Origin of the sequence: Escherichia sp. E4702 (genome assembly GCF_963883545.1) — a bacterium.
GTDB lineage: Bacteria > Pseudomonadota > Gammaproteobacteria > Enterobacterales > Enterobacteriaceae > Escherichia.
This window is the reverse complement of record NZ_CAWORF010000014.1, coordinates 269,594-294,300: the sequence shown is the minus strand read 5'-3', so window position 1 is coordinate 294,300 and position 24,707 is coordinate 269,594. Positions and strand designations below refer to the sequence as shown.

At 50.4% G+C, this 24,707-nt stretch carries 27 protein-coding genes; 13 read left to right on the top strand and 14 right to left on the bottom strand.

Translation table 11 applies throughout. The annotated features are described in order from the left end of the window. Nucleotides 1–140: 140 nt before the first annotated feature. The 3 genes from AACU94_RS07500 to yoaJ are packed head-to-tail and all read left to right on the top strand — an operon-like array spanning nt 141 to nt 1,374. Nucleotides 141–1,166, top strand: a complete 1,026-nt coding sequence (locus AACU94_RS07500; RefSeq protein WP_130208400.1) for a sensor domain-containing diguanylate cyclase — start codon at nt 141–143, stop codon at nt 1,164–1,166. Nucleotides 1,167–1,198: 32 nt separating this feature from the next. Beyond that, a complete protein-coding gene (locus tag AACU94_RS07495; RefSeq protein WP_001219350.1) occupies nt 1,199–1,297 on the top strand; it encodes a YoaK family small membrane protein in 99 nt (32 codons plus the stop codon). A 2-nt stretch (nt 1,298–1,299) separates the two neighbouring features. Beyond that, a complete protein-coding gene (yoaJ, locus tag AACU94_RS07490; protein ID WP_001386836.1) occupies nt 1,300–1,374 on the top strand; it encodes a protein YoaJ in 75 nt (24 codons plus the stop codon). Between the two features lie 59 nt (nt 1,375–1,433). On the opposite strand, the gene AACU94_RS07485 is transcribed toward yoaJ, so the two are convergent. The 5 genes from AACU94_RS07485 to dmlR all read right to left on the bottom strand — a co-directional run bounded on the left by AACU94_RS07485 (nt 1,434) and on the right by dmlR (nt 4,237). Continuing rightward, nucleotides 1,434–1,682, bottom strand: coding sequence for a GlsB/YeaQ/YmgE family stress response membrane protein (locus AACU94_RS07485; RefSeq protein WP_064529219.1), 249 nt, complete (start codon nt 1,680–1,682; stop codon nt 1,434–1,436). Between the two features lie 149 nt (nt 1,683–1,831). Continuing rightward, nucleotides 1,832–2,014 (bottom strand): DUF1869 domain-containing protein, encoded by a 183-nt coding sequence (locus AACU94_RS07480; protein ID WP_064529220.1) that lies wholly within the window; start codon nt 2,012–2,014, stop codon nt 1,832–1,834. Nucleotides 2,015–2,017: 3 nt separating this feature from the next. After that, nucleotides 2,018–2,368, bottom strand: coding sequence for a DUF1971 domain-containing protein YeaR (yeaR, locus tag AACU94_RS07475; RefSeq protein WP_240725503.1), 351 nt, complete (start codon nt 2,366–2,368; stop codon nt 2,018–2,020). A 181-nt stretch (nt 2,369–2,549) separates the two neighbouring features. Next, nucleotides 2,550–3,188: a leucine efflux protein LeuE gene (gene leuE, locus AACU94_RS07470; RefSeq protein WP_130208404.1), complete on the bottom strand. Its 639-nt coding sequence runs from the start codon at nt 3,186–3,188 to the stop codon at nt 2,550–2,552. Nucleotides 3,189–3,313: 125 nt separating this feature from the next. Then, nucleotides 3,314–4,237, bottom strand: coding sequence for a DNA-binding transcriptional regulator DmlR (gene dmlR, locus AACU94_RS07465; protein ID WP_130257682.1), 924 nt, complete (start codon nt 4,235–4,237; stop codon nt 3,314–3,316). A gap of 102 nt (nt 4,238–4,339) precedes the next feature. Here dmlR and dmlA point away from each other — a divergent pair, with 102 nt between their 5' ends. The 4 genes from dmlA to yeaX all read left to right on the top strand — a co-directional run bounded on the left by dmlA (nt 4,340) and on the right by yeaX (nt 9,463). Beyond that, nucleotides 4,340–5,425 carry a multifunctional D-malate/3-isopropylmalate/tartarate dehydrogenase gene (gene dmlA / locus AACU94_RS07460; protein ID WP_135489188.1) on the top strand — a complete coding sequence of 362 codons (1,086 nt, stop codon included), beginning with the start codon at nt 4,340–4,342 and terminating at the stop codon, nt 5,423–5,425. A gap of 250 nt (nt 5,426–5,675) precedes the next feature. After that, entirely contained in the window at nt 5,676–7,286 is a 1,611-nt protein-coding gene (gene yeaV, locus AACU94_RS07455) for a BCCT family transporter YeaV (protein ID WP_130218778.1), read from the top strand. 31 nt (nt 7,287–7,317) lie between these two features. Further along, on the top strand, nt 7,318–8,442 hold the full coding sequence (gene yeaW / locus AACU94_RS07450) for a carnitine monooxygenase, oxygenase subunit YeaW (protein ID WP_000067822.1): 1,125 nt from the start codon (nt 7,318–7,320) through the stop codon (nt 8,440–8,442). A gap of 55 nt (nt 8,443–8,497) precedes the next feature. Further along, on the top strand, nt 8,498–9,463 hold the full coding sequence (gene yeaX / locus AACU94_RS07445; protein WP_135489187.1) for a carnitine monooxygenase reductase subunit YeaX: 966 nt from the start codon (nt 8,498–8,500) through the stop codon (nt 9,461–9,463). A gap of 41 nt (nt 9,464–9,504) precedes the next feature. Here the strand turns inward: yeaX and rnd are convergent, their stop codons facing one another. The 5 genes from rnd to AACU94_RS07420 form a co-directional block, all read right to left on the bottom strand. Continuing rightward, nucleotides 9,505–10,620, bottom strand: coding sequence for a ribonuclease D (gene rnd / locus AACU94_RS07440; RefSeq protein WP_135489186.1), 1,116 nt, complete (start codon nt 10,618–10,620; stop codon nt 9,505–9,507). A gap of 81 nt (nt 10,621–10,701) precedes the next feature. Next, nucleotides 10,702–12,387, bottom strand: a complete 1,686-nt coding sequence (fadD, locus tag AACU94_RS07435) for a long-chain-fatty-acid--CoA ligase FadD (protein WP_135489185.1) — start codon at nt 12,385–12,387, stop codon at nt 10,702–10,704. 204 nt (nt 12,388–12,591) lie between these two features. After that, nucleotides 12,592–13,173 (bottom strand): Slp family lipoprotein YeaY, encoded by a 582-nt coding sequence (yeaY, locus tag AACU94_RS07430; protein ID WP_130218769.1) that lies wholly within the window; start codon nt 13,171–13,173, stop codon nt 12,592–12,594. A 38-nt stretch (nt 13,174–13,211) separates the two neighbouring features. After that, nucleotides 13,212–13,907 carry a tRNA (adenosine(37)-N6)-threonylcarbamoyltransferase complex dimerization subunit type 1 TsaB gene (gene tsaB / locus AACU94_RS07425; RefSeq protein WP_130218767.1) on the bottom strand — a complete coding sequence of 232 codons (696 nt, stop codon included), beginning with the start codon at nt 13,905–13,907 and terminating at the stop codon, nt 13,212–13,214. A 57-nt stretch (nt 13,908–13,964) separates the two neighbouring features. Then, nucleotides 13,965–15,875: an ATP-dependent DNA helicase gene (locus AACU94_RS07420; protein ID WP_130223495.1), complete on the bottom strand. Its 1,911-nt coding sequence runs from the start codon at nt 15,873–15,875 to the stop codon at nt 13,965–13,967. A gap of 131 nt (nt 15,876–16,006) precedes the next feature. Here AACU94_RS07420 and AACU94_RS07415 point away from each other — a divergent pair, with 131 nt between their 5' ends. Together AACU94_RS07415 and AACU94_RS07410 are read left to right on the top strand one after the other, a co-directional pair. Beyond that, nucleotides 16,007–16,351, top strand: a complete 345-nt coding sequence (locus tag AACU94_RS07415) for a RidA family protein (RefSeq protein WP_135489258.1) — start codon at nt 16,007–16,009, stop codon at nt 16,349–16,351. Nucleotides 16,352–16,784: 433 nt separating this feature from the next. Continuing rightward, nucleotides 16,785–17,084, top strand: coding sequence for a DUF1889 family protein (locus AACU94_RS07410; RefSeq protein ID WP_130208426.1), 300 nt, complete (start codon nt 16,785–16,787; stop codon nt 17,082–17,084). A 124-nt stretch (nt 17,085–17,208) separates the two neighbouring features. On the opposite strand, the gene AACU94_RS07405 is transcribed toward AACU94_RS07410, so the two are convergent. Continuing rightward, nucleotides 17,209–17,361 carry a hypothetical protein gene (locus AACU94_RS07405; RefSeq protein WP_240726443.1) on the bottom strand — a complete coding sequence of 51 codons (153 nt, stop codon included), beginning with the start codon at nt 17,359–17,361 and terminating at the stop codon, nt 17,209–17,211. 6 nt (nt 17,362–17,367) lie between these two features. Then, nucleotides 17,368–17,547, bottom strand: coding sequence for a YoaH family protein (locus AACU94_RS07400; RefSeq protein ID WP_130218763.1), 180 nt, complete (start codon nt 17,545–17,547; stop codon nt 17,368–17,370). Between the two features lie 73 nt (nt 17,548–17,620). Here AACU94_RS07400 and pabB point away from each other — a divergent pair, with 73 nt between their 5' ends. The 4 genes from pabB to AACU94_RS07380 all read left to right on the top strand — a co-directional run bounded on the left by pabB (nt 17,621) and on the right by AACU94_RS07380 (nt 22,841). Then, nucleotides 17,621–18,982, top strand: a complete 1,362-nt coding sequence (gene pabB, locus AACU94_RS07395; protein ID WP_135489184.1) for an aminodeoxychorismate synthase component 1 — start codon at nt 17,621–17,623, stop codon at nt 18,980–18,982. Nucleotides 18,983–18,985: 3 nt separating this feature from the next. Continuing rightward, nucleotides 18,986–19,564 carry a CoA pyrophosphatase gene (locus AACU94_RS07390; RefSeq protein WP_000456725.1) on the top strand — a complete coding sequence of 193 codons (579 nt, stop codon included), beginning with the start codon at nt 18,986–18,988 and terminating at the stop codon, nt 19,562–19,564. 183 nt (nt 19,565–19,747) lie between these two features. Next, nucleotides 19,748–21,112, top strand: coding sequence for an L-serine ammonia-lyase (gene sdaA, locus AACU94_RS07385; protein ID WP_135489183.1), 1,365 nt, complete (start codon nt 19,748–19,750; stop codon nt 21,110–21,112). A 130-nt stretch (nt 21,113–21,242) separates the two neighbouring features. Continuing rightward, entirely contained in the window at nt 21,243–22,841 is a 1,599-nt protein-coding gene (locus AACU94_RS07380; protein ID WP_130257674.1) for an EAL domain-containing protein, read from the top strand. Nucleotides 22,842–22,843: 2 nt separating this feature from the next. On the opposite strand, the gene yoaE is transcribed toward AACU94_RS07380, so the two are convergent. Both yoaE and AACU94_RS07370 read right to left on the bottom strand, forming a co-directional pair. Beyond that, a complete protein-coding gene (gene yoaE, locus AACU94_RS07375; RefSeq protein ID WP_130223507.1) occupies nt 22,844–24,400 on the bottom strand; it encodes a CNNM family cation transport protein YoaE in 1,557 nt (518 codons plus the stop codon). Then, complete coding sequence (locus AACU94_RS07370) at nt 24,388–24,546, bottom strand: protein YoaL (RefSeq protein ID WP_276319693.1); 159 nt, start codon at nt 24,544–24,546, stop codon at nt 24,388–24,390. The genes yoaE and AACU94_RS07370 overlap by 13 nt, the downstream gene beginning before the upstream one ends. Nucleotides 24,547–24,707 lie beyond the last annotated feature (161 nt).

Here is a 24,707-nt window from a genome sequence, read left to right as displayed (position 1 = left end):
ATCGTTATGTTTTGCAGCACTATTTCTTTTACATTCATTCGAAATATATTACGTCTGGTTTCATCTTTGTTGATGATGTTTTATCATGCCTGTAAAGATTAAATATTCAGCATTTACCTACCACCTCCTGGAGTTCTTTCGTGTCAGATCAGATCATTGCCCGCGTCTCGCAGTCACTCGCCTCGGAACAGTCTCTGGAAAGTCTGGTCCGGCAACTTCTGGAGATGCTAGAAATGGTTACCGACATGGAGTCGACGTATCTGACAAAAGTGGATATTGACGCGCGCCTGCAACACATTTTGTATGCCCGTAATAGCCAGAAAATGCACATCCCGGAGAATTTTACCGTTTCCTGGGATCACTCATTGTGCAAACGCGCAATTGATGAGAACTGTTTTTTCAGCGATGAAGTCCCTGACCGTTGGGGCGACTGCATTGCGGCACGCAATCTTGGGATCACGACATTTCTGAGCACGCCGATTCACTTACCGGATGGCTCATTCTACGGCACGCTTTGCGCCGCCAGCAGCGAGAAACGCCCGTGGAGCGAACGCGCGGAGCAAGTTTTGCAGTTATTCGCCGGGCTTATTACACAATACATCCAAAAAGAGGCGCTGGTTGAGCAATTGCGTGAAGCTAATGCGGCGTTGATTGCGCAATCTTATACTGACTCTTTGACGGGACTGCCGAATCGAAGGGCAATTTTTGATAATCTGACGACACTGTTTTCTCTCGCGCGGCATCTGAAGCGTAAAGCAATTATTGCCTTTATCGATCTGGATAACTTCAAATTAATCAATGACCGTTTTGGTCATAATAGCGGCGATCTGTTTCTTATTCAGGTTGGCCAGCGCCTTAACACACTACATCAGAATAGCGAGATTATTGGTCGTCTCGGCGGTGATGAATTTTTGGTCGCTTCGCTGGCCGATGAAAATGCCGATATCCCGTCATTGCGTGAGCGTATTCAGCAGCAAATACGCGGTGAATATCACTTAGGTGATGTTGACTTGTTTTATCCTGGCGCCAGTCTTGGCATTATTGAAGTGGATCCTGAAACAACCGATGCCGACAGCGCCCTGCATGCCGCCGATATTGCAATGTACCAGGAGAAAAAACACAAAGAGAAAAAGCCTTTTGTCGCGCATTCAGCTCTGGATTCCTGAGGCGTATTCACATCCTTTTGATTGGTGATAACATGCGAATCGGTATTATTTTCCCTGTCGTAATCTTTATTACGGCAGTCGTATTTTTAGCGTGGTTTTTTATTGGCGGCTATGCTGCCCCAGGAGCATAAAGATGAAAAAAACAACGATTATTATGATGGGTGTTGCGATTATTGTCGTCCTCGGTACCGAGCTAGGGTGGTGGTAACACTGCACCTGTAAAAATAGCAAAGGCTGCGAAAAAGCAGCCTTTGTTTTATTTCAGCGTTAGCTTTTGACTTTTCTGTAGATAAACAGCACGACAAGCGCACCGATCACCGCAACCACGAAGCTGCCAAAGTTGAAGCCATCGACTTTACCAAAACCAAACAGTGTACTGATCCATCCGCCGACCACGGCGCCGACAATCCCCAACAGGATAGTCATGAAGAATCCACCACCATCTTTACCTGGCATAATCCACTTAGCCAGAATACCAGCAATAAGCCCAAAAATAATCCATGACAGAATGCCCATTTTATCCTTCCTTATCTGTTTTGTATTAGCGAGTTGGTCGCTAATAAAAAGCATAGCACAACATCAAAGAAGTAAAAATTGTGATGAGCATCACGCATATTTTTTTTTGCGATGACGCATAAAATGGCGCAATTTTCTATCAGGTAAAATCACCAGCCACAAACATCATGTTCGTTTTCTGTGTCATAAGAGCGCACCGTGTTAACAAGATCTTTTAACACTTCCGCCGCAACTTCTGGCACCAGCAATGTCATCGGTGTCTCTGTTTCATAATCAACAGAGACACCATTACTGTTATTGGTGACGGTTACGGTATACGTTGCTTTGCCCATAATTCATCTCCCGGTATGAATGACTTTCCGTTGTTTTGCGCCTTCCATCAGGACTTCAGGGGCAACGAAGAAGTCGATGTTGAAATAAGTATCGTCAGTCATGGCTTCAATGTTGTGCCATTTTTCCGGCGGGAACACCGCAAATTGCCCTGCTTCGATAAGGATCACCTGATCAGGTTCTGTGCTGTGTTCATCAGCATAGCCGAGATATTTGACCGCCCCATGCATAACTGACAATCGAGGGTAAACCCCGGGACGAGTTCCTTTATCAAGATGACGTTCGAATATTCCGGCAGGTGCGGTTTGTTTATTCCAGAAAGGTGTTGAGCGTGTATGAATGTAATTCTGTGGGATTTGTAGCATCCTTCTCCCTCCTTCGGTAAATGCGCTGAAAACCGTTTATTCCAGCCGTTTCAGGGTACGCCTGATAATTTGCATTTTAAATACCATTTATTGGTTACTTTTTAGCACTGCGTCAACGTCCAGGCGCGGTAGCGTTCAGGAAGGAAGCCCGCGGCATCGCGGGCAGAAAGCATTAAGATTGCAGCGTCGCCAGTCGAGCGGCAAAACCGACAAACATCAAACCAATCAGAGAGTTGCCTAGTTTTGCCAGTTTCTTTTTAGTGCGAATGTACTGCGTGACAAAGGCGCCGGAAATAATCAGGAAGCTCAAATAACAGAAGCTGACTATCTCAAGTGTCATCGCCAGAATAAAGAACGAAATACCCGTATGTGGCGCATTAACGTCGATAAATTGCACGAAAAATGACACGTAGAATAAAATAGCTTTCGGGTTGGTCAGGCTCAATATTAAGGCGCGCTTGAAAATAGCGCCATATTGCGGTTCATCCGATTTGGCCTCGCTATTGTTGCCCTTCAGGGTGGCGTAAAGAATTTTACCCCCAAGATAGAGCAAATAAAACGCGCCAAGATAACGTACGATGTTGAATAATATCGGTGTGGTCTTAATCAACGTTGCCACACCTGCCCACGCCAGAAACATTAATACCGCATCACCAATAAATACGCCGCAGGCTGCAAGATAACCACCTTTCACTCCACTGCTGACGCTATTTTTAAGCACAAACAAAGTATTCGGCCCAGGCACCAGCACGATAAAAATGGCCCCAACCAGATAGGTCCAGTAATTCAGAACCCCATATTCAGCGAACACGTTAACCTCTTTAATTTTCTTTGGAAATGCGCGATTAAAGGTGAATATGCTAACCAATCTGTAGTGGCTTAGAAAGGAGAAAATCAGGTTTTAACCTGATAATAACCCGATGATTGAATCATTAATCAGGCGTGGTCCAGTGAAAAATTCGGGTAGTGCTCGGCAAAATACTGGCGTAAAAACTCTACCGTTATCCGCACCTTCGCTGATGTTGCCAGCCTGGATACATACACCGCCCAGACATTCGCGGGCTGATAATACTCCGGTAGTACCTGCACCAAATGGCCACTGGCAATATTTTCGCTGACATCCCACCAGGAGCGCAGCGCAATACCCTGACCATCGAGACACCATTGATGCACTATTTCACCATGATTAGACGACAGCGGGCCGGTGACTTTAATGGCGTGGTTTCCTTCTTTATTGCGCAATTGCCAGACGCCAAATGGATGATCGCGCTCTTTTATAACCAGACAGGGTAACGCTGAAAGGTCCGTGAAATGTTTCGGCGCACCATGTTGCGCAATAAATTCCGGCGACGCGCAGAGGATACGGTAATTGGTCGCCAGTTTGCGGGCGATTAAGTTAGGTGCAATGTCATCACCAATACGAATATCGAGATCGACGCCTTCATTAACCAGGTCGACCAGTCTGTCTTCCACGTCAAAGCGTAATTCCAGTTGCGGATAAGCCTTTGCCAGCGCCGATAATGCCGGAGCAACAACTCGCCGTCCAAACCCAAAACTACTGATAACACGCAACATCCCTTGTGGCACGAGGCGCACGTCGGAGAGTTCATCCATCATCTGCCCGACATCCTGCAATATGCGCTGCGCCCACTCATAAATCCGCTCACCTTCTTCGGTGATCGTCACGCGACGAGTGGTGCGGTGTAATAACACCACGTTCAGCGTTTGTTCCAGTAAGGCGATACGCTTGCTAACGAAAGCCGGAGAAACACCCATTTCTTCTGCAACAGCAGCAAAACCAGCCCGGCGAGCCACCAGCATAAAGACGCGCAAATCGTTCAGCAGCGGTAAATTATTCATGATTCGTGTTTTATGTTTCACCAGTTGCGGGGATTAATTCCTTTTCAGTCAATTATAGGATGAGGGTATTGTCAATTTTGATGGTCAGGAAGTGAGAACCCAATGATGAAAACGTTTCGGATCGCTGCAATACCCGGGGATGGAATCGGCAAAGAAGTCCTTCCTGAAGGGATTCGTGTGTTACAGGCTGCCGCTGAACGCTGGGGCTTCGCCTTAAGCTTTGAGCAGATGGAGTGGGCAAGTTGCGAATATTACAGCCATCACGGCAAAATGATGCCGGACGACTGGCATGAACAACTCAGCCGTTTCGACGCTATTTACTTTGGTGCCGTCGGCTGGCCGGATACCGTTCCGGACCATATTTCGTTATGGGGATCGCTGCTGAAATTTCGCCGTGAATTTGACCAATACGTTAACCTGCGTCCGGTCCGCCTTTTTCCTGGCGTACCTTGCCCACTGGCGGGGAAACAGCCTGGCGATATCGATTTTTACGTAGTGCGCGAGAACACAGAAGGCGAATACTCGTCTCTGGGTGGACGGTTAAACGAAGGAACGGAGCATGAGGTTGTCATCCAGGAATCGGTATTTACCCGCCGTGGCGTCGACCGTATTTTGCGTTATGCCTTTGAACTTGCACAAAGCCGCCCACGTAAGACGCTAACTTCTGCCACCAAATCTAACGGTTTAGCCATCAGCATGCCGTACTGGGATGAGCGCGTGGAAGCAATGGCAGAAAATTACCCGGCGATCCGCTGGGACAAGCAGCATATTGATATTCTCTGCGCGCGCTTTGTGATGCAACCAGAACGTTTTGACGTGGTGGTGGCATCCAATTTGTTTGGCGATATCCTTTCCGATCTTGGCCCGGCCTGCACCGGAACCATCGGCATTGCCCCATCCGCCAACCTGAATCCGGAACGTACTTTTCCGTCGCTCTTCGAGCCTGTCCACGGTTCCGCGCCGGATATCTACGGGAAAAATATTGCTAACCCTATCGCCACGATTTGGGCCGGTGCAATGATGCTCGATTTCCTCGGCAATGGCGATGAGCGTTTCCAGCAAGCGCATAACGGTATTCTGGCAGCGATTGAAGAAGTGATTGCTCACGGGCCGAAAACACCCGATATGAAAGGCAATGCCACCACACCACAGGTTGCCGACGCGATTTGCAATATTATTTTGCGTTAAGGTCAAACCAGTTTATTTGAACCGCGTCACTGACGCGGTTTTTTTATTCATTCTCTTCAGTAAATAACCTGCGTCATTTCACCTTTTATTGTTTCCGTTTCGTGTTTTATGGCTTTCCGTATTCTTAATTGTTTAATTTATGTAACATGCAAATAATCAATTTGTTAAACACAACATGCAATTCATTACCCTGCACATAATTACAACTGGCAAAAGCCAGAGACGGGCTTTTATGCCCAGGAGATGACTCATGATGAGCAATGTTAAGAAAAAAGATGTGCCGCTGATAAGCATCAGTCTGGTGGCCATTCTTTTCATCGCAGCTGCATTAAGCCTTTTCCCACAACAATCGGCCGACGCGGCCAACGCAATATTCACATTTGTCACGCGTACGTTAGGTTCCGCCGTACAGGTATTGGTTTTGCTGGCAATGGGACTGGTGATTTATTTAGCCACCAGTAAATACGGCAATATTCGTCTTGGCGAAGGAAAACCGGAATACAGCACGCTCTCCTGGCTGTTTATGTTTATTTGTGCCGGTTTAGGTTCTTCTACGCTTTATTGGGGGGTTGCTGAGTGGGCCTATTATTATCAAACGCCTGGTTTAAATATCGCGCCGCGTTCACAACAGGCACTCGAATTTAGCGTTCCCTACTCCTTCTTCCATTGGGGCATCAGCGCGTGGGCAACCTATACGCTGGCCTCATTAATCATGGCTTACCACTTCCATGTGCGGAAAAATAAGGGGCTGAGTCTTTCCGGCATTATTGCCGCCATTACCGGCGTTCGCCCGCAAGGTCCGTGGGGAAAACTGGTCGATTTGATGTTCCTGATCGCCACTGTCGGTGCACTGACCATTTCCCTGGTCGTCACCGCCGCAACCTTTACCCGTGGGCTTTCCGCGCTGACCGGTTTACCGGATAACTTCACCGTACAGGCTTTTGTTATCCTGCTTTCCGGCGGCATTTTTTGCCTTAGCTCGTGGATTGGTATCAACAACGGTTTGCAACGTCTGAGCAAAATGGTCGGCTGGGGCGCCTTCCTGCTGCCATTGCTGGTTCTGATTGTCGGCCCAACCGAATTTATTACCAACAGCATCATCAATGCCATCGGCCTGACCACGCAAAACTTCCTGCAAATGAGCTTATTTACCGATCCGCTTGGCGATGGTTCATTTACCCGCAACTGGACCGTTTTCTACTGGCTGTGGTGGATCTCATACACGCCCGGCGTAGCAATGTTTGTCACCCGCGTTTCGCGCGGCCGTAAGATTAAAGAAGTTATCTGGGGACTGATCCTCGGCAGCACCGTCGGTTGCTGGTTCTTCTTCGGTGTAATGGAAAGCTATGCCATTCATCAGTTTATCAATGGCGTAATCAACGTCCCACAGGTGCTGGAAACACTGGGCGGTGAAACTGCCGTTCAACAAGTTCTGATGTCGTTGCCTGCAGGTAAATTGTTCCTCGCTGCATACCTGGGCGTGATGATTATTTTCCTTGCCTCGCATATGGATGCGGTGGCCTACACCATGGCGGCGACCAGTACGCGAAATCTCCAGGAAGGTGACGATCCTGACCGTGGGCTGCGTCTTTTCTGGTGCGTGGTGATCACACTGATCCCGCTTTCAATTCTGTTCACCGGCGCGTCGCTGGAAACGATGAAAACCACCGTCGTGCTCACAGCCCTTCCCTTCCTTGTCATTTTACTGGTGAAAGTCGGCGGATTTCTTCGCTGGCTGAAACAGGATTACGCCGACATTCCGGCTCATCAAGTTGAACATTATCTCCCGCAGACACCGGTTGAAGCCCCGGAAAAAACGCCAGTGCTCCCTGCGGGAACCGTATTCAAAGGCGACAACTGAGCGCCATCATCCTAACGATAAAGGTATCCCTATGAGCAATCTGAGCCCTGACTTTGTACTACCCGAAAATTTTTGCGCTAACCCGCAAGAGGCGTGGACCATTCCTGCCCGTTTTTATACCGATCAGAACGCCTTTGAACACGAAAAAGAAAACGTCTTCGCTAAAAGCTGGATTTGCGTCGCCCACAGTAGCGAACTGGCGAATGCTAATGATTACGTGACGCGTGAGATCATTGGCGAAAGCATCGTGCTGGTACGCGGTCGTGATAAGGTTTTGCGCGCGTTCTATAACGTTTGTCCGCACCGTGGTCATCAGTTGTTGAGCGGTGAAGGAAAAGCAAAAAATGTGATTACCTGCCCATATCACGCATGGGCATTCAAACTCGATGGCAACCTGGCCCATGCACGTAACTGTGAAAACGTCGCCAATTTCGACAGCGACAAAGCACAACTGGTCCCGGTGCGTCTGGAAGAGTATGCCGGATTCGTCTTCATCAACATGGACCCCAACGCCACCAGCGTAGAAGATCAGTTACCCGGTCTGGGCGCAAAAGTGCTGGAAGCCTGCCCGGAAGTCCACGACCTGAAACTGGCGGCCCGTTTTACCACCCGCACGCCTGCCAACTGGAAGAACATTGTCGATAACTATCTCGAGTGCTATCACTGTGGTCCGGCGCACCCAGGCTTCTCCGACTCCGTGCAGGTTGATCGTTACTGGCACACCATGCACGGTAACTGGACGCTGCAATACGGTTTCGCCAAACCGTCCGAACAGTCGTTTAAATTTGAAGAGGGTACGGATGCGGCATTCCACGGTTTCTGGCTGTGGCCGTGCACTATGCTGAACGTCACGCCGATCAAAGGGATGATGACAGTCATTTATGAATTCCCGGTGGATTCTGAAACTACCCTGCAAAACTACGATATTTACTTCACCAATGAAGAGTTGACCGACGAGCAAAAATCGCTGATTGAGTGGTATCGCGATGTGTTCCGTCCGGAGGATTTACGTCTGGTTGAAAGCGTACAGAAAGGGCTGAAATCGCGTGGCTATCGTGGTCAGGGGCGCATCATGGCCGACAGTAGCGGTAGCGGAATTTCCGAACACGGTATCGCCCATTTCCATAATCTGCTGGCGCAGGTGTTTAAGGACTAATGACATCGGCGGCGGTATTTTCCGCCGCCGGGCTGATTTTTGATGGAGTACAGCAATGTCAGACTATCAAATGTTTGAAGTACAGGTAAGCCAGGTTGAACCGCTTACCGAACAGGTGAAACGCTTCACGCTGGTGACAACCGATGGCAAACCGCTGCCTGCGTTCACTGGCGGAAGTCACGTCATTGTGCAGATGTGCGATGGTGATAACCAGTACAGCAATGCGTATTCACTACTGAGTTCGCCGCTCGATACAACTCATTATCAGATTGCCGTTCGACTGGAAGAAAACTCGCGCGGCGGTTCACGCTTTTTACATCAGCAGGTAAAAGTGGGCGATCGGTTAACCATTTCAACGCCTAATAACCTGTTTGCGCTAATTCCCTCGGCCAGAAAGCATCTGTTCATCGCGGGCGGTATTGGTATCACCCCTTTCCTGTCGCACATGGCAGAGTTGCAACACAGCGACGTCGACTGGCAGCTACATTACTGCTCGCGAAATCCAGAAAGTTGCGCATTTCGTGATGAGCTAGTCCAACATCCGCAGGCTGAGAAAATCCATTTGCATCACTCATCGACCGGAACGCGACTTGAATTAGCGCGATTATTGGCGGATATCGAACCTGGCACACACGTTTATACCTGTGGCCCCGAGGCGCTAAATGAAGCGGTAAGAAGTGAAGCTGCCCGTCTGGACATCGCCGCCGATGCGCTGCACTTTGAGCAGTTTGCTATTGAAGACAAAACCGGCGATGCGTTTACACTGGTACTCGCCCGTTCCGGTAAAGAGTTTGTGGTGCCGGAAGAGATGACCATTTTGCAGGTTATTGAAAATAATAAAGCGGCAAAAGTGGAATGTTTATGTCGTGAAGGGGTATGTGGGACCTGCGAAACGGCGATTCTGGAAGGTGAAGCTGACCATCGGGACCAGTATTTTAGCGATGAAGAACGCGCCAGCCAGCAAAGTATGTTGATCTGTTGTTCACGCGCGAAGGGTAAACGCCTGGTGTTGGATTTGTAGTTTGCCTGAAGCCGGACGCACCTGTCCGGCTCAGGAAGGTTTTACTGCGGATATTCCTGCAATAAATTGTGCAATGCTTCTGCCATCAGCTCACCGCGCCAGCCGGAAATCAGCTCCGGCAAATTGTTCTGCGGTTTCAGTTTCCAGTGCCAGTTCAGCAGTTGGTTGATTTGCCGACGCGATGCCAGCAATTCGACGCTGATCTTGTGTGTTTCGCTCACGTCAGTGATCAGCGACTTAATCGCTTTAAACGCTTTGCGATAACCGGGCATATCCATCAGGTTAAGCATCGGCTGCGGTAAGGCCTCTTCCGGCAATGCCTGCGCTTTTTCCACCAGCGCCAGCAGCGTTTTACCGTGAAAGCGGATTTCGCTACCGGATAAACCCAGACTGCCCAGCTCGCCCAAACTCCCCGGCATATAACGCGCCACCGACCACAAATGCTCTTCACGCACGACAAAGTTAACCGCCAGATCGCGCTCCCGCGCTTTACGCAGGCGCCAGTCGGCTAACAGTTGCAGACAGGCCAGTTGGCGTGTGCGTAACTGCCAGGCATTGGTGATATCACGCCATGCATCTTCCGGCGCAACGACTTCCTGACGACGCATTTGCATCAGGCGGCATTCATCCAGCGCCGCAGGTAACCAGCCAGAGGCTTCCGTTTCTACCATTAGCTTTGCGGTGATCGGTAACAAATACCAGACGTCCGCTGCCGCGTATTCGCATTGACGTTCGGTTAGCGGTCTTGCCACCCAGTCGGTGCGCGATTCACTCTTGTCGAGCGTAACGCCGGTGTACTCTTCCACCATGGAAGCGAAACCCCACGACATCGGGCGTCCGCAGAAAGCAGCGAGGATTTGCGTGTCAATCAGGGGATGTGGCAATTCACCAAACGTGTTGAGGAACACTTCCAGATCTTCACTGCCCGCATGGAGAAATTTAGTGATGGACGGATCGCGCAGGATCGCTTTCAGCGGTGACCAGTCGGTGATCCCGAGTGGATCGATTAGCGCCAGATGCTCGCCATCGAAAAGTTGAATCAACCCCAGCTGCGGGTAATAAGTGCGCGTACGAACAAATTCAGTATCCAGGGCTATCGCCGGAAAGGCACGGACGGCTTCACACAAAGAAGCCAGCGCATCGTCCGTGGTAATCATTTGGTAATTCAAATTGTATTCTCTTTAGTGGGCGTCAAAAAAAACGCCGGATTAACCGGCGTCTGACGACTGACTTAACGCTCAGGCTTTATTGTCCACTTTGCCGCGCGCTTCGTCACGTAATTCTCGTCGCAAAATTTTTCCGACGTTAGATTTCGGTAACTCATCACGAAACTCCACCAGCTTCGGTACTTTGTAGCCCGTGAGCTGACGGCGACAAAAGGTCACCAGTGACTCTTCGGTAAGCGATGGATCTTTTTTCACTACGAAGATTTTCACCGCTTCACCACTGGAGCCGGAAGGCACGCCAACAGCCGCGACTTCCTGTACGCCAGGGTGCTGCATGACGACATCTTCAATCTCGTTGGGATAAACGTTAAAACCGGAAACCAGAATCATGTCTTTTTTGCGATCGACAATACGCAGGAATCCTTCTTCATCCATCACCGCGATGTCGCCAGTGTGTAACCAGCCATTTTTGATGATCTCATCGGTAGCATCCGGACGCTGCCAGTACCCCAGCATCACCTGCGGTCCTTTGACACAAAGCTCACCCGGTTGACCCGGTGGTACTTCGTTGTTGTCGTCATCCACCAGTTTGGCTTCCGTCGATGGCACCGGCAAACCGATGCTACCGCTATGATAATCAATATCATACGGGTTAACGCTGACCAGCGGCGCGCACTCGGTCAGGCCATAACCTTCAAGCAAATATTGTCCGGTCAGTTTCACCCAGCGTTCTGCCACCACTTGCTGAACAGGCATCCCACCGCCAGCGGAAAGATGCAGACTGGAGAAATCCAGCTGCTGGAACTCTTTATTGTTCAGCAACGCATTGAACAAGGTGTTTACGCCGGTGATAGCGGTAAACGGATATTTCGCCAGCTCTTTCACCAGCCCCGGAATATCACGTGGGTTAGTAATAAGCAGGTTCTGCCCGCCGAGTTCGATAAACAGCAGACAGTTAATGGTCAGTGCAAAAATGTGATAGAGCGGCAGTGCCGTTACTACCAGTTCTTTACCTGGATGCAGCAACGGCCCATAGGTGGCGTTGACCTGTTCCAGGTTCGCCAGCATATTGCGGTGAGTCAGCATCGCGCCTTTCGCCACGCCTGTGGTGCCGCCGGTATATTGCAGGAAGGCTAAATCTTCCGGCACCAGTTCGGGTTTGACGTACTGCATCCGGTAGCCGTTATGCAGGGCGCTACGAAATGAAATGGCATCTGGCAGATGGTATTTCGGCACCAGACGCTTGATGTATTTAACAACGAAGTTAACCAGTGTGCCTTTTGCCGTAGAAAGTTGATCGCCCATACGGGTCAGAATAACGTGCTGGACTGCAGTTTTATCAACCACTTTTTCCAGGGTGTGAGCAAAGTTAGACACGATAACAATCGCCGATGCGCCACTATCGTTAAGCTGATGCTCAAGCTCGCGCGGGGTATACAACGGGTTGACGTTTACGACAATCATCCCGGCGCGCAAAATGCCGAACAGCGCCACTGGATATTGCAATAAGTTGGGCATCATCAGCGCAACGCGATCGCCTTTCTTCAGCCCCAACCCTTGTTGCAAATAAGCGGCAAACGCGCGACTGCGCTCTTCCAGCTTGCGGAAGGTCATGACCTCCCCCATATTCATAAACGCGGGCTGATCGGCGTAGCGCGTGACCGACTGCTCAAACATATCTACCAGAGATTGATAACGGTCAGGGTTGATCTCCGTCGGAACGTCCGCGGGATAACGGTTAAGCCAAACCTTCTTCAATTCTTCACCTCTAAAATGCGTGTTCGTCGTCATCGCAACCCCAAGTGATAAACATGTTGTTAACATAATATTAACTCATCTTACCAGCTTGATAATTACCCAACGAAAAGGTTGCGAAGCGCGTCACTATTTATTTTTATCTTTACTGTAAGAATGCAGAAACAGCGGACCAGCCGCTGTTTCTTTTTCTTTAAAAACAAGCAATTATTCAGTTACAACTGTTTGTACTCTCGCGGGGCCGGGATTATACCAACCCCATCCGCCGTAGCCATAGGGCCAGCCTCGCCCACCATAAAACCAGGGATCAATCGGCTGTGGCGGCATAATCACCTGCTGGGTTAAATGCCAACGTTTGTAACCCGTTGCCTGCATTACCATAAATTTATAGGGCGTGTTGCCAATTTTTCCGTCAACCGTACCGGTGATTGGCCCGACAACCGTCACCAGCTGTCCACGGAAATCCACCGGGTCCAGAAAACCGTTCACATCGGCATAAATGCGACCGCGAGAAGGTTCTCCCAGCGTCGGTCTGGCACCGCTGTCGAGTGGTACAGTGGCAATTTCCAGGCGGGTTTTCCCTTGCTGGTTTTGCACCGCAACCACTTTACCGCCAAATCGCGCTTCCTGACCAACGTACAGCTGCGGCGCATTCATCACCCGAACTAAATCTTGTTGCGGCGTTGGGCTACTGCCTTTAATGGCGTCCGGCACAGTGACACAACCGCTCAGTATTAGCGCAAACGTACCTGCCAGTATGCCTTTGATAACATTGTTTTGAACCGCCATGATGCGACTCCTTTTTTCTCAGGGCATACTCTTAAGATTCATTCTTTGCCCGGAAGTTTCTTCCACGCGACGTTGTTACGCAAATAAACCGGCTCGGCATGTTCCACCGCCACCGTTTTACCCTCGGCAAACATCTGACAGGCAATCGGCAGCATATCTTCTGCAGCGGGCAGTAACACTTCGCCATCGCGCAAAACCAGCCCGCTTTCTTTACCGAGATCCGGCCAGGCTTGCCAGCCTGTACCCACGGTCGCCCATTCACCGGAAAGCTGTTGCATCCGTTCATGAACGAGTTCTGGTTTGAGTACGGCTTCGGTTTCTTCACCGTGCCAGACACCGTTTTCATCACGCTGATATTCGGCCCAGTAAACTTCGCCCATTCGCGCGTCAATGGCTGCCAGTACGCGAGTTGCGCCGTTTTTGCGCCACGCCCCTTGCGCCATTGTCATTAGCGTGGAGACGCCAATCATCGGGAGCTCCGCACCAAGTGCCAGCCCTTGCGCGATGCCAATACCAATGCGCACGCCAGTAAAGCTACCGGGGCCGCGCCCGTAAGCCAGAGCGTTTATGTCAGTCAGGGAAGTTCCGCTGGTGGTCAGGATATCCTGCACCATCGGTAAGATTCGTTGAGTATGTTCACGAGGGCAAAGCTCAAAATGAGCGTTGACAGTACCGTCGTTCCACAGGGCGACAGAGCAGGCCTCTGTCGCGGTATCGATAGCCAGAATTCGCATGGGTCTTCGTGCTTAGATCAATAAAAAGGCGCGCATCATACCATACTCCATCACAAATTACCTGGAGGATGGTATCGCAAGGAAACGAACCGCACGGGCAATATCACGGGTACGCGGCGCGGGCGGCAGGCTGGCAAGAAAAGTGGCGCCATAAGGGCGCATCACCAGCCGATTGTCGCAAATCACCAGCACGCCACGATCGTCGGCGTCGCGAATCAGTCGCCCTACTCCCTGTTTGAGAGTAATGACGGCATCTGGTAGTTGCACTTCATCGAACGGGTCGCCACCGCGCAAACGGCAATCTTCCATGCGCGCTTTTAACAGCGGGTCATCCGGCGAGGTAAACGGCAACTTGTCGATAATCACCAATGACAATGTATCGCCACGCACGTCCACCCCTTCCCAGAAACTGCTGGTCGCCACAAGAAGCGCGTTACCGGCACTGACAAATTGCTGCAACAGTTGCCCTTTGCTGGTTTCCCCCTGCAACAATACGGGAAGCGTCATGGTAGCGCGGAACTGCTCAGCCAGATCGCGCATCATGGCGTGCGAGGTACAAAGCATAAAACAACGACCGTTGTTAGCTTCGATAATCGGTCGCAGCATTGCCGCTAACTGGCGAGCAGAACCTGGCTGGTTGGTTTGCGGCAGATTGCGCGGCACACAGAGTAACGCCTGGCGGCTGTAATCAAAGGGGCTTGGCAACAGCAACGACTCGGCCTGTTCGATGCCAAGCCGCGAGGTGAAATGATGCAGATCGTCATTCACCGACAACGTTGCCGAGGTAAAGATCCAGCTTCCGGGCTTTTGCGCCATTAGCTCTTTGAATTTATCCGCCACGCTGAGCGGCGTGAGTGCCAGAGTAAAATGGCGCGAAGTGCATTCGTACCAGTAGCTGTAGCCTGGTTGGTTGATCTCTTTTAGCCGCTTCAGACGTGTACGATATAACGTGGCGCGTTCAAATGCCGCATCCAGCAAGGCGGAACGCCCCAGCGACAATTTCGCCACGTCGTAACAGAGTTCAAGGGTGTCATCGAGCAGTAAAAACGCCCGCTGAATTTGTGGGTTGGCTAACAGTTCGCGCAGATTACCGCGATAACCTGGCTCGCCGAGTTGCAGACGAAAATCCTGCGCGCTCTGGGCAAGACGGTCGGCGCATTTTTGTAACTGTTGAGTGTCTTTTAATTCGGTGCGATAGGCGATGGTGATGTCTTTTGCCAGATCGAGCAGTTGTCGGCTGGAGAGCGACTGCCCAAAGTACTGGCTGGCAATGTCCGGCAGCTGGTGGGCTTCGTCGAAGATCATCACGTCTGCTTCCGGGATCAACTCGCCAAATCCACTTTCTTTAACCACCATATCCGCCAGAAACAGATGATGGTTCACCACAACCACATCAGCATCCATCGCTTTTTTACGCGCTTTAACCACAAAGCAATCTTTATACATTGGGCAGTCGCTGCCAAGACAGTTGTCGTTGGTGCTGGTGACTAGCGGCCACGCCTGTGAATCTTCCGCCACGCTAACGCAGGTGCTGATATCGCCATCGACTGTTTGATTAGACCAGGAGCGCAGGAGGATCACATCGCTTAAGGTTTGTACTGGCAAATCTCCGCCCGCCAGCGCCTGCTGTTCAAGTCGTTCGAGGCAGAGGTAGTTTGAGCGCCCTTTCAGCAACGCCACATTGCCCGTGTATTTCAATGCCTTTGAGACCGTTGGCAAATCGCGGCTGTAGAGCTGATCCTGCAACGCTTTTGAGCCGGTCGAGATGATGACTTTCTTTTTCGCCCGCAGCGCAGGAGCCAGGTAAGCGTAGGTTTTGCCCGTACCGGTTCCTGCTTCCACCACCAGCGGCTGGCCTTTTTCTATCGCCTGGGTGACGGCTACCGCCATCTGTCGCTGTGGTTCTCGCGGCTTAAAGCCTGGTATCGCTTTCGCCAGTTGACCGTCTGGTGCAAAATCGTCCGTCACACTACCCCCTGTTGATTTGAACAGGGATTATGTCAGGCCAGGCTGGTTTTCGCTAGTTGAAGTGGTGACGGCAACCTCACATTGTGGCAGTCTTTGCAGCACAAAAATGGAAAGTTAATGAGGACATAATGATGACTATCGTTCGTATCGACGCTGAAGCCCGCTGGTCTGATGTGGTGATCCACAACAACACGCTCTACTACACTGGCGTACCAGAAAACCTCGATGCCGATGCTTTTGAACAAACCGCCAACACGCTGGCGCAAATTGACGCCGTGCTGGAAAAACAGGGCAGCAATAAATCGAGCATTCTGGATGCCACTATTTTCCTTGCCGATAAAAACGACTTTGCGGCAATGAATAAAGCATGGGATGCCTGGATTGTAGCGGGTCACGCGCCGGTGCGTTGCACGGTGCAGGCGGGGCTGATGAATCCGCAGTACAAGGTTGAAATTAAGATTATCGCTGCGGTTTAATTCCAGAAAAAGAATTCTATCAAAGTAAAAATCAGACGATAATTGTTCGAAAATACTGGTCGGTTATAAACAAATCGGCCAGTGTTTAAAAGGATACTTTAGATAAATAATGAAATCCGTCAGGTAACTTATTTTTATGATTTCAACTGCATCTATACAAAAATGATATTAATCACCCAAATTAAACCATTCTGTTAACTCCCCGAGCCGTTTACTCTGACTTTTCTGCCCTTAACAATCTGGCTGGAGCGCGGCGATTCACCGTTAATTTTTTGCCGTATCACTAGAAAACCCGCCATGACCTGCTACCTTTAAAATAACTGAATGTCAACAGGTTAACTACTGATATATCGTTATAATCCCTTTGATATTAGATGCAATTTAAGGTCATATATAGCCTTATCAAAAACGTGGTTAATTTAAGGACAAGAATATGCCTGCTGCAATAGATAAAGCCCTGGATTTCATTAGTGCCATGGATGTATCAGCATCAACACCAAGCTCGATGAATGAAAGTACGGCGAAAGGAATATTTAAATATTTGCATGACCTGGGAGTCCCCGCGAGTACCGCCGATATTACTGCGCGAGCTGAACAGGAAGGCTGGAATCCTGGATTCACGGAAAAAATGGTGGGATGGGCAAAAAAGATGGATTCTGGCGAACGCGTGGTGATTAAAAACCCTGAATACTTCTCGTCTTATATGCAGGAAGAACTTAAAGCCCTTGTGTGAGTTAAAACTCCAGCTTTAAAAATCAATCCGGACGCTTTCATTGACCTCAGAAAAGCGTCCTTTTTTCTCGTCATCATAAACACAGCCCAAATTAATCAACAGATATGGCCCCGTGATTTTTGTTTCAACGCGGTGGACCATTGTCATAACGCGCGCCGTCCAGGCACATACCGTCAAAAATGGCACGATGTAAGTTCATGCCGGAAAAATCCCAGCCGATGAGGCTATCCGTATCAAGATACAGGACGTCATCCATGACGAAATCGATACGGATCATTTTGTGTTACTCGTCTTCATCCTCAAAACGCGCCACTATTTGCTCGCCGGTATGGTTGGCGCGCAGCTCTTCTGCCACCAGCGCGATTGCCTGACCGCTGCTCATCCCCTGTGCCATCAGTTCCTGAATACGCTCAACGGCTTTTTGCTGCTGTTCATGGGTGAGTGAAGGTAAACCTGCAAACATTGTTAACTCCTGCTAAATTGTTGTCGCTAATTATTTCATGCTACCCGGCACATAGCCAGTAGAGTCAGGACTGATGAAGACGTTATCTCCCGCTGTGATTACTTTACCCTGGCGTCAGGACGCCGCTGAATTTTATTTTGCCCGCTTAAGCCACCTGCCGTGGGCGATGTTGTTGCACTCCGGCTACGCCGACCATCCGCATAGTCGCTTTGATATTGTGGTGGCTGACCCCGTTTGCACTTTAACCACTCACGATAATGAAACCCGGGTATGTGAAGGAGAAATCCGCACAACGACCACTGACGATCCGCTCAAAGTGCTCCAACAGGCACTGGACCGTGCAAACATTCACCCGTCGCATAGCAATAATTTGCCATTTCAGGGCGGCGCGCTTGGGCTGTTTGGCTACGATCTGGGTCGTCGGTTTGAGTCGCTGCCAGAAATTGCGCAACGAGATGTCGACTTGCCTGACATGGCGGTTGGTATCTATGACTGGGCGCTGATCGTCGACCACCAGCGTCAGCGTATTTCGCTACTCAGCCATCGTGATGTCAATGCGCGTCTGGCGTGGCTGGACAGCCAGCAAATGGCACCACAGCAAGATTTCAAGTTAACATCCGCCTGGCAATCCAATATGAACCGCGAGCAGTATGGCGAGAAATTTCGCCAGGTGCAGGAATATCTGCACAGCGGCGATTGCTATCAGGTGAATCTCGCCCAGCGTTTTCACGCGACCTATTCTGGCGATGAATGGCAGGCGTTCGTTCAGCTTAATCAGGCTAACCGCGCACCATTCAGTGCCTTCCTGCGTCTGGAACAAGGTGTGATTTTAAGCCTTTCACCAGAACGGTTTATTCTTTGTGATGGTGGTGAGATCCAGACCCGCCCGATTAAAGGCACGCTCCCACGCTTGTCCGATCCTCAGGAAGATAACAAACAAGCTGAAAAACTGGCGAACTCACCGAAAGATCGCGCCGAAAACCTGATGATTGTCGATTTAATGCGCAATGACATCGGCCGAGTTGCCGTACCAGGCTCAGTAAAAGTGCCTGAACTGTTTGTGGTAGAGCCCTTCCCTGCCGTGCATCATCTGGTCAGCACCATAACGGCACGCTTGCCAGAGCAGTTGCATGCCAGTGATCTGCTGCGCGCGGCTTTTCCTGGTGGTTCAATCACCGGCGCGCCGAAAGTGCGGGCAATGGAGATTATTGATGAACTGGAACCGCAGCGACGCAATGCCTGGTGCGGCAGCATTGGCTATTTAAGCTTCTGCGGCAATATGGATACCAGCATTACTATCCGCACTCTGACTGCCATTAACGGACAAATATACTGCTCTGCGGGCGGTGGAATTGTCGCCGATAGCCAGGAAGAAGCGGAATATCAGGAAACTTTTGATAAAGTTAATAAGATATTACGCCAACTGGAGAAGTAAGACGTGGAATACCGTAGCCTGACGCTTGATGATTTTTTATCGCGCTTTCAACTTTTGCGCCCGCAAATTAACCGGGAAACCTTAAATCATCGTCAGGCTGCCGTGTTAATCCCCATCGTCCGCCGACCGCAACCGGGCTTGCTGCTGACTCAGCGTTCCATTCATCTGCGCAAACATGCTGGACAAGTCGCATTCCCTGGGGGTGCAGTCGATGACACGGACGCGTCAGTTATCGCCGCTGCGCTGCGTGAAGCCGAAGAAGAGGTCGCCATACCGCCTTCAGCCGTTGAGGTTATCGGCGTGTTACCCCCTGTCGATAGCGTAACGGGCTACCAGGTCACTCCCGTGGTCGGCATTATCCCGCCTGATTTACCGTATCGCGCCAGTGAAGATGAAGTCTCCGCAGTATTTGAAATGCCGCTCGCCCAGGCGTTACATTTGGGCCGTTATCATCCTTTGGATATCTACCGCCGTGGCGATTCGCATCGGGTATGGCTTTCCTGGTACGAACAGTATTTTGTATGGGGAATGACCGCAGGCATAATTCGTGAACTGGCGCTACAAATTGGTGTGAAACCCTGACTATACTTATCTTTACATCTACAAAACACTACTTGAGACAATCATCGCAATATTAGTTAAATCGCGGTTTTTGATTAGTTTAATTCATGTGAATAGTTAAGCCTGTCGCCGCGTTCCCTCTTACACTATGCGCTGTTATTCGTTCGTTACTGGAAGTCCAGTCACCTTGTCAGGAGTATTATCGTGATTAGTCTATTCGACATGTTTAAGGTGGGGATTGGTCCCTCATCTTCCCATACTGTAGGGCCTATGAAGGCGGGTAAACAGTTCGTCGATGATCTGGTCGAAAAAGGCTTACTGGATAGCGTTACCCGCGTTGCCGTGGACGTTTATGGTTCACTGTCGCTGACGGGTAAAGGCCACCACACCGATATCGCCATTATTATGGGTCTTGCAGGTAACGAACCTGCCACCGTGGATATCGACAGTATTCCCGGTTTTATTCGCGACGTAGAAGAGCGCGAACGTCTGCTGCTGGCACAGGGACGGCATGAAGTGGATTTCCCACGCGACAACGGGATGCGTTTTCATAACGGTAACCTGCCGCTGCATGAAAACGGGATGCAGATCCACGCTTATAACGGCGATGAAGTCGTCTACAGCAAAACTTATTATTCCATCGGCGGCGGTTTTATCGTCGATGAAGAACATTTTGGTCACGATGCCGCCAACGAAGTCAGTGTGCCGTATCCGTTCAAATCCGCCACCGAGCTGCTTGCGTACTGTAATGAAACCGGTTATTCCCTTTCCGGTCTGGCAATGCAGAACGAACTGGCGTTGCACAGCAAGAAAGAGATCGACGAGTATTTCGCCCATGTCTGGCAAACCATGCAGGCATGTATCGATCGTGGGATGAACACCGAAGGCGTATTGCCTGGTCCGCTGCGTGTTCCGCGCCGTGCGTCTGCCCTGCGCCGTATGCTGGTTTCCAGCGATAAACTGTCTAACGATCCGATGAATGTCATCGACTGGGTAAACATGTTTGCGCTGGCAGTTAACGAAGAGAACGCCGCAGGTGGCCGCGTGGTGACTGCACCAACCAACGGTGCTTGTGGCATTGTTCCGGCGGTACTGGCTTACTATGACCACTTTATTGAATCGGTGAGCCCTGATATTTATACCCGCTATTTTATGGCGGCCGGAGCGATTGGCGCACTGTACAAAATGAACGCGTCTATTTCCGGTGCAGAAGTCGGTTGCCAGGGCGAAGTGGGCGTTGCCTGTTCAATGGCTGCGGCGGGTCTTGCAGAACTATTGGGCGGTAGCCCTGAACAGGTTTGCGTGGCGGCGGAAATTGGCATGGAGCACAACCTTGGTCTGACTTGCGACCCGGTTGCGGGTCAGGTTCAGGTTCCGTGCATTGAACGTAACGCTATTGCATCAGTGAAGGCGATTAACGCCGCGCGGATGGCTCTGCGTCGTACTAGTGCACCACGCGTCTCACTGGATAAAGTCATCGAAACGATGTACGAAACAGGAAAGGATATGAACGCTAAATATCGCGAAACCTCACGCGGTGGTCTGGCGATTAAAGTCCAGTGTGACTAATACTTTATCCTCGCCCATCTGCAACGGATGGGCGAATTTGCCCTCGCTTTCTCGTCTGCTGTAATTTTCCCCACTACACTTCCACTGTTGCGTCAGGCGTTTGTCGCCATACGCTTACCGGGTGGCCCGCATGCAAAAAGCACAACGGATCATTAAAACCTATCGCCGTAATCGAATGATTGTTTGTACGATTTGCGCACTCTTTACGTTTGTGGCAACACTGAGCGTGCGATTTATTTCACAGCGGAACTTAAATCAGCAGCGGGTAGTGCTCTTTGCCAATCACGCCGTTGAGGAATTAGACAAAGTCCTGCTTCCACTTCAGGCGGGTAACAACGTACTGCTTCCCCTGATTGGACTCCCCTGCTCAGTCGCCCATCTCCCCTTACGAAAACAGGCGGCAAAACTGCAAACTGTACGGTCAATTGGCCTGGTGCAAGACGGCACGCTTTATTGTTCCAGCATTTTTGGTTATCGCAATGTTCCTGCTGAAGATATCCAGGCTGATTTACCCGCGCCGCAGCCCCTTTTACGCTTAACTACCGACCGCGTATTAATTAAAGACAGCCCGGTATTGATTCAGTGGACGCCTTTACCGGGCAATGGTCGAGATGGCGTGATGGAGATGATCAACATCGACCTGTTGATGGCAATGTTGCTGGAGCCGCAATTGCCGCAAATAAGAACGGCCAGCCTGACGGTAGCCGATCGCCATTTACTCTATGATGATGGTCTGGTTGATTCTTTACCTCCGCTTAATGGCAATGAACGTTACCAGGTTTCATCGCAGAATTTTCCTTTTATCATCAGCGTTAGTGGACCTGGTGCGACAGCGCTGGCGTTGCAATATCTTCCCAGCCAGTTTCCACTAGCGGTACTGTTGAGTTTACTGGTGGGGTACATCGCATGGTTGGCCACGGCCCATAGAATGAGCTTTTCACGCGAGATAAATCTCGGGCTGGCACAGCGCGAATTTGAGTTATTTTGTCAGCCCCTGCTCAATGCACGCTCGCAGCAATGTATTGGTGTAGAGATATTGCTGCGCTGGAATAATCCGCGTCAGGGATGGATCTCGCCGGATGTTTTTATCCCCATTGCGGAAGAACATCACCTGATAGTGCCGCTTACCCGTTATGTGATGATGGAAACCATCCGTCAACTCCACGTTTTTCCAATGAGCAGCCAGTTCCACATCGGCATTAACGTCGCCCCCAGCCATTTTCGCCGTGGCGTATTGTTAAAAGATCTCAATCGTTACTGGTTTAGTGCTAACCCGATTCAGCCACTAATCCTCGAAATTACCGAGCGCGATGCCTTACTGGATGTTGATTATCGGATTGCCCGCGAACTGCATCGTAAAAACGTCAAGCTGGCGATTGATGACTTCGGCACCGGCAACAGTTCGTTTTCCTGGCTGGAAACGTTACGTCCTGACGTGCTGAAAATTGATAAGTCTTTCACTGCGGCGATTGGTTCAGATGCAGTTAACTCAACGGTGACCGATATCATCATCGCGCTGGGGCAAAGACTGAATATTGAACTGGTGGCGGAAGGCGTAGAAACGCAAGAACAAGCGAAGTATTTGCGCCGTCATGGCGTGCATATTTTACAAGGGTATTTGTACGCGCAGCCCATGCCGCTGCGTGATTTCCCGAAATGGCTGGCGGGCAGCCAACCGCCGCCCACCAGGCATAACAGACACGTTTCGCCCGTTATGCCATTGCGTTAGTGCTATTCGTCTTCATCGTGCGGCGGTTGCTCTTTAACAATGCGAACCAGATCAACACGATAATCATTGGCTTCTACGATGGTGATATGCAGCGGTCCAACATCGATCACGTCGCCTGCGCGAGGAATGTGACCATTTGCCGAAATTACCAGACCTGCAACCGTCGCAATATCATCATCATCGGTAAGGTGCTCAACATCAAGCGCCTGCTGTAAGGCATGTAAGTCTGTACCACCTTTTACCAGCCAACCGTCGCCATCGATAACAATTTCCGGCGTTTCATCTGCATCCGGGAACTCACCAGCAATAGCTTCCAGTACATCCAGCGGCGTAACCAGACCTTGCACCACACCAAACTCGTTGGTGACGATAACAAAACTACCACGAGCACGACGCAACACGCCCAGCAGGTTGATCGGGTCGAGGGTTTCCGGAACGATTATCGCCGGAGAAGCAGAAGCAATTGCCGTCACGTCGACACCGACTTCCAGCGCCACCAGCAGTTCTTTGGCACGCACGATACCGATGATTTCATCCAGTTCACCACGACATACCGGAAACAGGCTGTGCGGTGAAGAGAGCAGTTGCTGGCGGATTTCATCAACGCCAAGGTTAGCATCTACCCAACTGATCTCGCCGCGTGGCGTCATAATGCCGCGCAGAGAACGTGACGCCAAAGTCAGAACGCCGTTAATCATATAACGCTCTTCTTCGGCAAAGGCACCTTCTGGAACCGGAATTGGCACCGGGTTATCAGCATCGTGTTGAACATTTGCCTGACGTTTACCCCCCATCAAACGCAGAATGGCATCGGCGGTACGCGCACGCAGCGGTAAAGTCGACTGATGGCGAATAAAGTTACGGCGCGCAATCTGGTTAAACACTTCGATGATGATCGAGAAACCAATTGCTGCATACAGGTAGCCTTTTGGAATATGGAAACCAAAACCTTCAGCTACGAGGCTCAGACCAATCATCAACAGGAAGCTCAAACAGAGCACTACAACTGTTGGATGCTGGTTAACGAATCGCGTCAGCGGTTTCGATGCCAGCAACATAACTGCCATCGCAATCACTACCGCAGCCATCATTACCGGTAGATGGTTGACCATCCCTACGGCAGTAATTACTGCATCCAGCGAGAAGACAGCGTCAAGGATGACAATCTGTGTGACGACCACCCAGAAACTGGCATAACCTTTACCGTGACCAGAGTCATGATCGCGGTTTTCCAGCCGCTCATGCAACTCGGTTGTCGCTTTGAACAGCAAGAATATCCCCCCGAACAGCATAATCAGATCGCGCCCGGAGAAAGAAAAATCCATTACGGTAAATAGCGGTTTGGTCAGCGTGACCATCCATGAAATAAGCGATAACAGCCCCAGGCGCATAATCAACGCCAGTGACAGCCCCAACAAACGCGCTTTATCACGTTGTTTCGGCGGCAGTTTATCGGCAAGGATGGCGATAAAAACCAGGTTATCGATACCCAGCACGATTTCAAGGACGACAAGCGTGAGCAGCCCCGCCCAAATCGAGGGATCCATTAAGAATTCCATGACAAGCTCCTGCTTAAGGAATAGCTAATCGGCGCCAGAAATAATGCAGGCGAAACGAGAAAATACAAACAAAAGGTGCGGCAAAAAATGCCAGTAAGGCAGGCGCTATATGGCCTGATGCTGAAGTGACGTCGGTGACGATCCATACTGCGGGCTGCAGCCCTATACTCCTTGGTTGTTAAACGGGAGTTAAACATATCAGAGAGATCTCTGATTTGGCAAAGATTTACCTTCCTTTGCAAATGAATGTGACAACTTTTTTTACTCTTTCGGAATTTTGTCAATTCAAAGTTAATTTACGGATCTT

Excerpts from the sequence above, each read along its gene's own strand:
- AACU94_RS07495 (WP_001219350.1), top strand. The coding sequence starts at position 1,199 with ATGCGAATCGGTATTATTTTCCCTGTCGTAATCTTTATTACGGCAGTC.
- AACU94_RS07485 (WP_064529219.1), bottom strand. The coding sequence starts at position 1,682 with ATGGGCATTCTGTCATGGATTATTTTTGGGCTTATTGCTGGTATTCTG.
- AACU94_RS07480 (WP_064529220.1), bottom strand. The coding sequence starts at position 2,014 with ATGGGCAAAGCAACGTATACCGTAACCGTCACCAATAACAGTAATGGT.
- dmlR (WP_130257682.1), bottom strand. The coding sequence starts at position 4,237 with ATGAATAATTTACCGCTGCTGAACGATTTGCGCGTCTTTATGCTGGTG.
- dmlA (WP_135489188.1), top strand. The coding sequence starts at position 4,340 with ATGATGAAAACGTTTCGGATCGCTGCAATACCCGGGGATGGAATCGGC.
- yeaV (WP_130218778.1), top strand. The coding sequence starts at position 5,676 with ATGATGAGCAATGTTAAGAAAAAAGATGTGCCGCTGATAAGCATCAGT.
- yeaW (WP_000067822.1), top strand. The coding sequence starts at position 7,318 with ATGAGCAATCTGAGCCCTGACTTTGTACTACCCGAAAATTTTTGCGCT.
- yeaX (WP_135489187.1), top strand. The coding sequence starts at position 8,498 with ATGTCAGACTATCAAATGTTTGAAGTACAGGTAAGCCAGGTTGAACCG.
- rnd (WP_135489186.1), bottom strand. The coding sequence starts at position 10,620 with ATGATTACCACGGACGATGCGCTGGCTTCTTTGTGTGAAGCCGTCCGT.
- yeaY (WP_130218769.1), bottom strand. The coding sequence starts at position 13,173 with ATGGCGGTTCAAAACAATGTTATCAAAGGCATACTGGCAGGTACGTTT.
- tsaB (WP_130218767.1), bottom strand. The coding sequence starts at position 13,907 with ATGCGAATTCTGGCTATCGATACCGCGACAGAGGCCTGCTCTGTCGCC.
- AACU94_RS07415 (WP_135489258.1), top strand. The coding sequence starts at position 16,007 with ATGACTATCGTTCGTATCGACGCTGAAGCCCGCTGGTCTGATGTGGTG.
- AACU94_RS07410 (WP_130208426.1), top strand. The coding sequence starts at position 16,785 with ATGCCTGCTGCAATAGATAAAGCCCTGGATTTCATTAGTGCCATGGAT.
- AACU94_RS07405 (WP_240726443.1), bottom strand. The coding sequence starts at position 17,361 with ATGATCCGTATCGATTTCGTCATGGATGACGTCCTGTATCTTGATACG.
- AACU94_RS07400 (WP_130218763.1), bottom strand. The coding sequence starts at position 17,547 with ATGTTTGCAGGTTTACCTTCACTCACCCATGAACAGCAGCAAAAAGCC.
- pabB (WP_135489184.1), top strand. The coding sequence starts at position 17,621 with ATGAAGACGTTATCTCCCGCTGTGATTACTTTACCCTGGCGTCAGGAC.
- AACU94_RS07380 (WP_130257674.1), top strand. The coding sequence starts at position 21,243 with ATGCAAAAAGCACAACGGATCATTAAAACCTATCGCCGTAATCGAATG.
- yoaE (WP_130223507.1), bottom strand. The coding sequence starts at position 24,400 with ATGGAATTCTTAATGGATCCCTCGATTTGGGCGGGGCTGCTCACGCTT.
- AACU94_RS07370 (WP_276319693.1), bottom strand. The coding sequence starts at position 24,546 with ATGGATCGTCACCGACGTCACTTCAGCATCAGGCCATATAGCGCCTGC.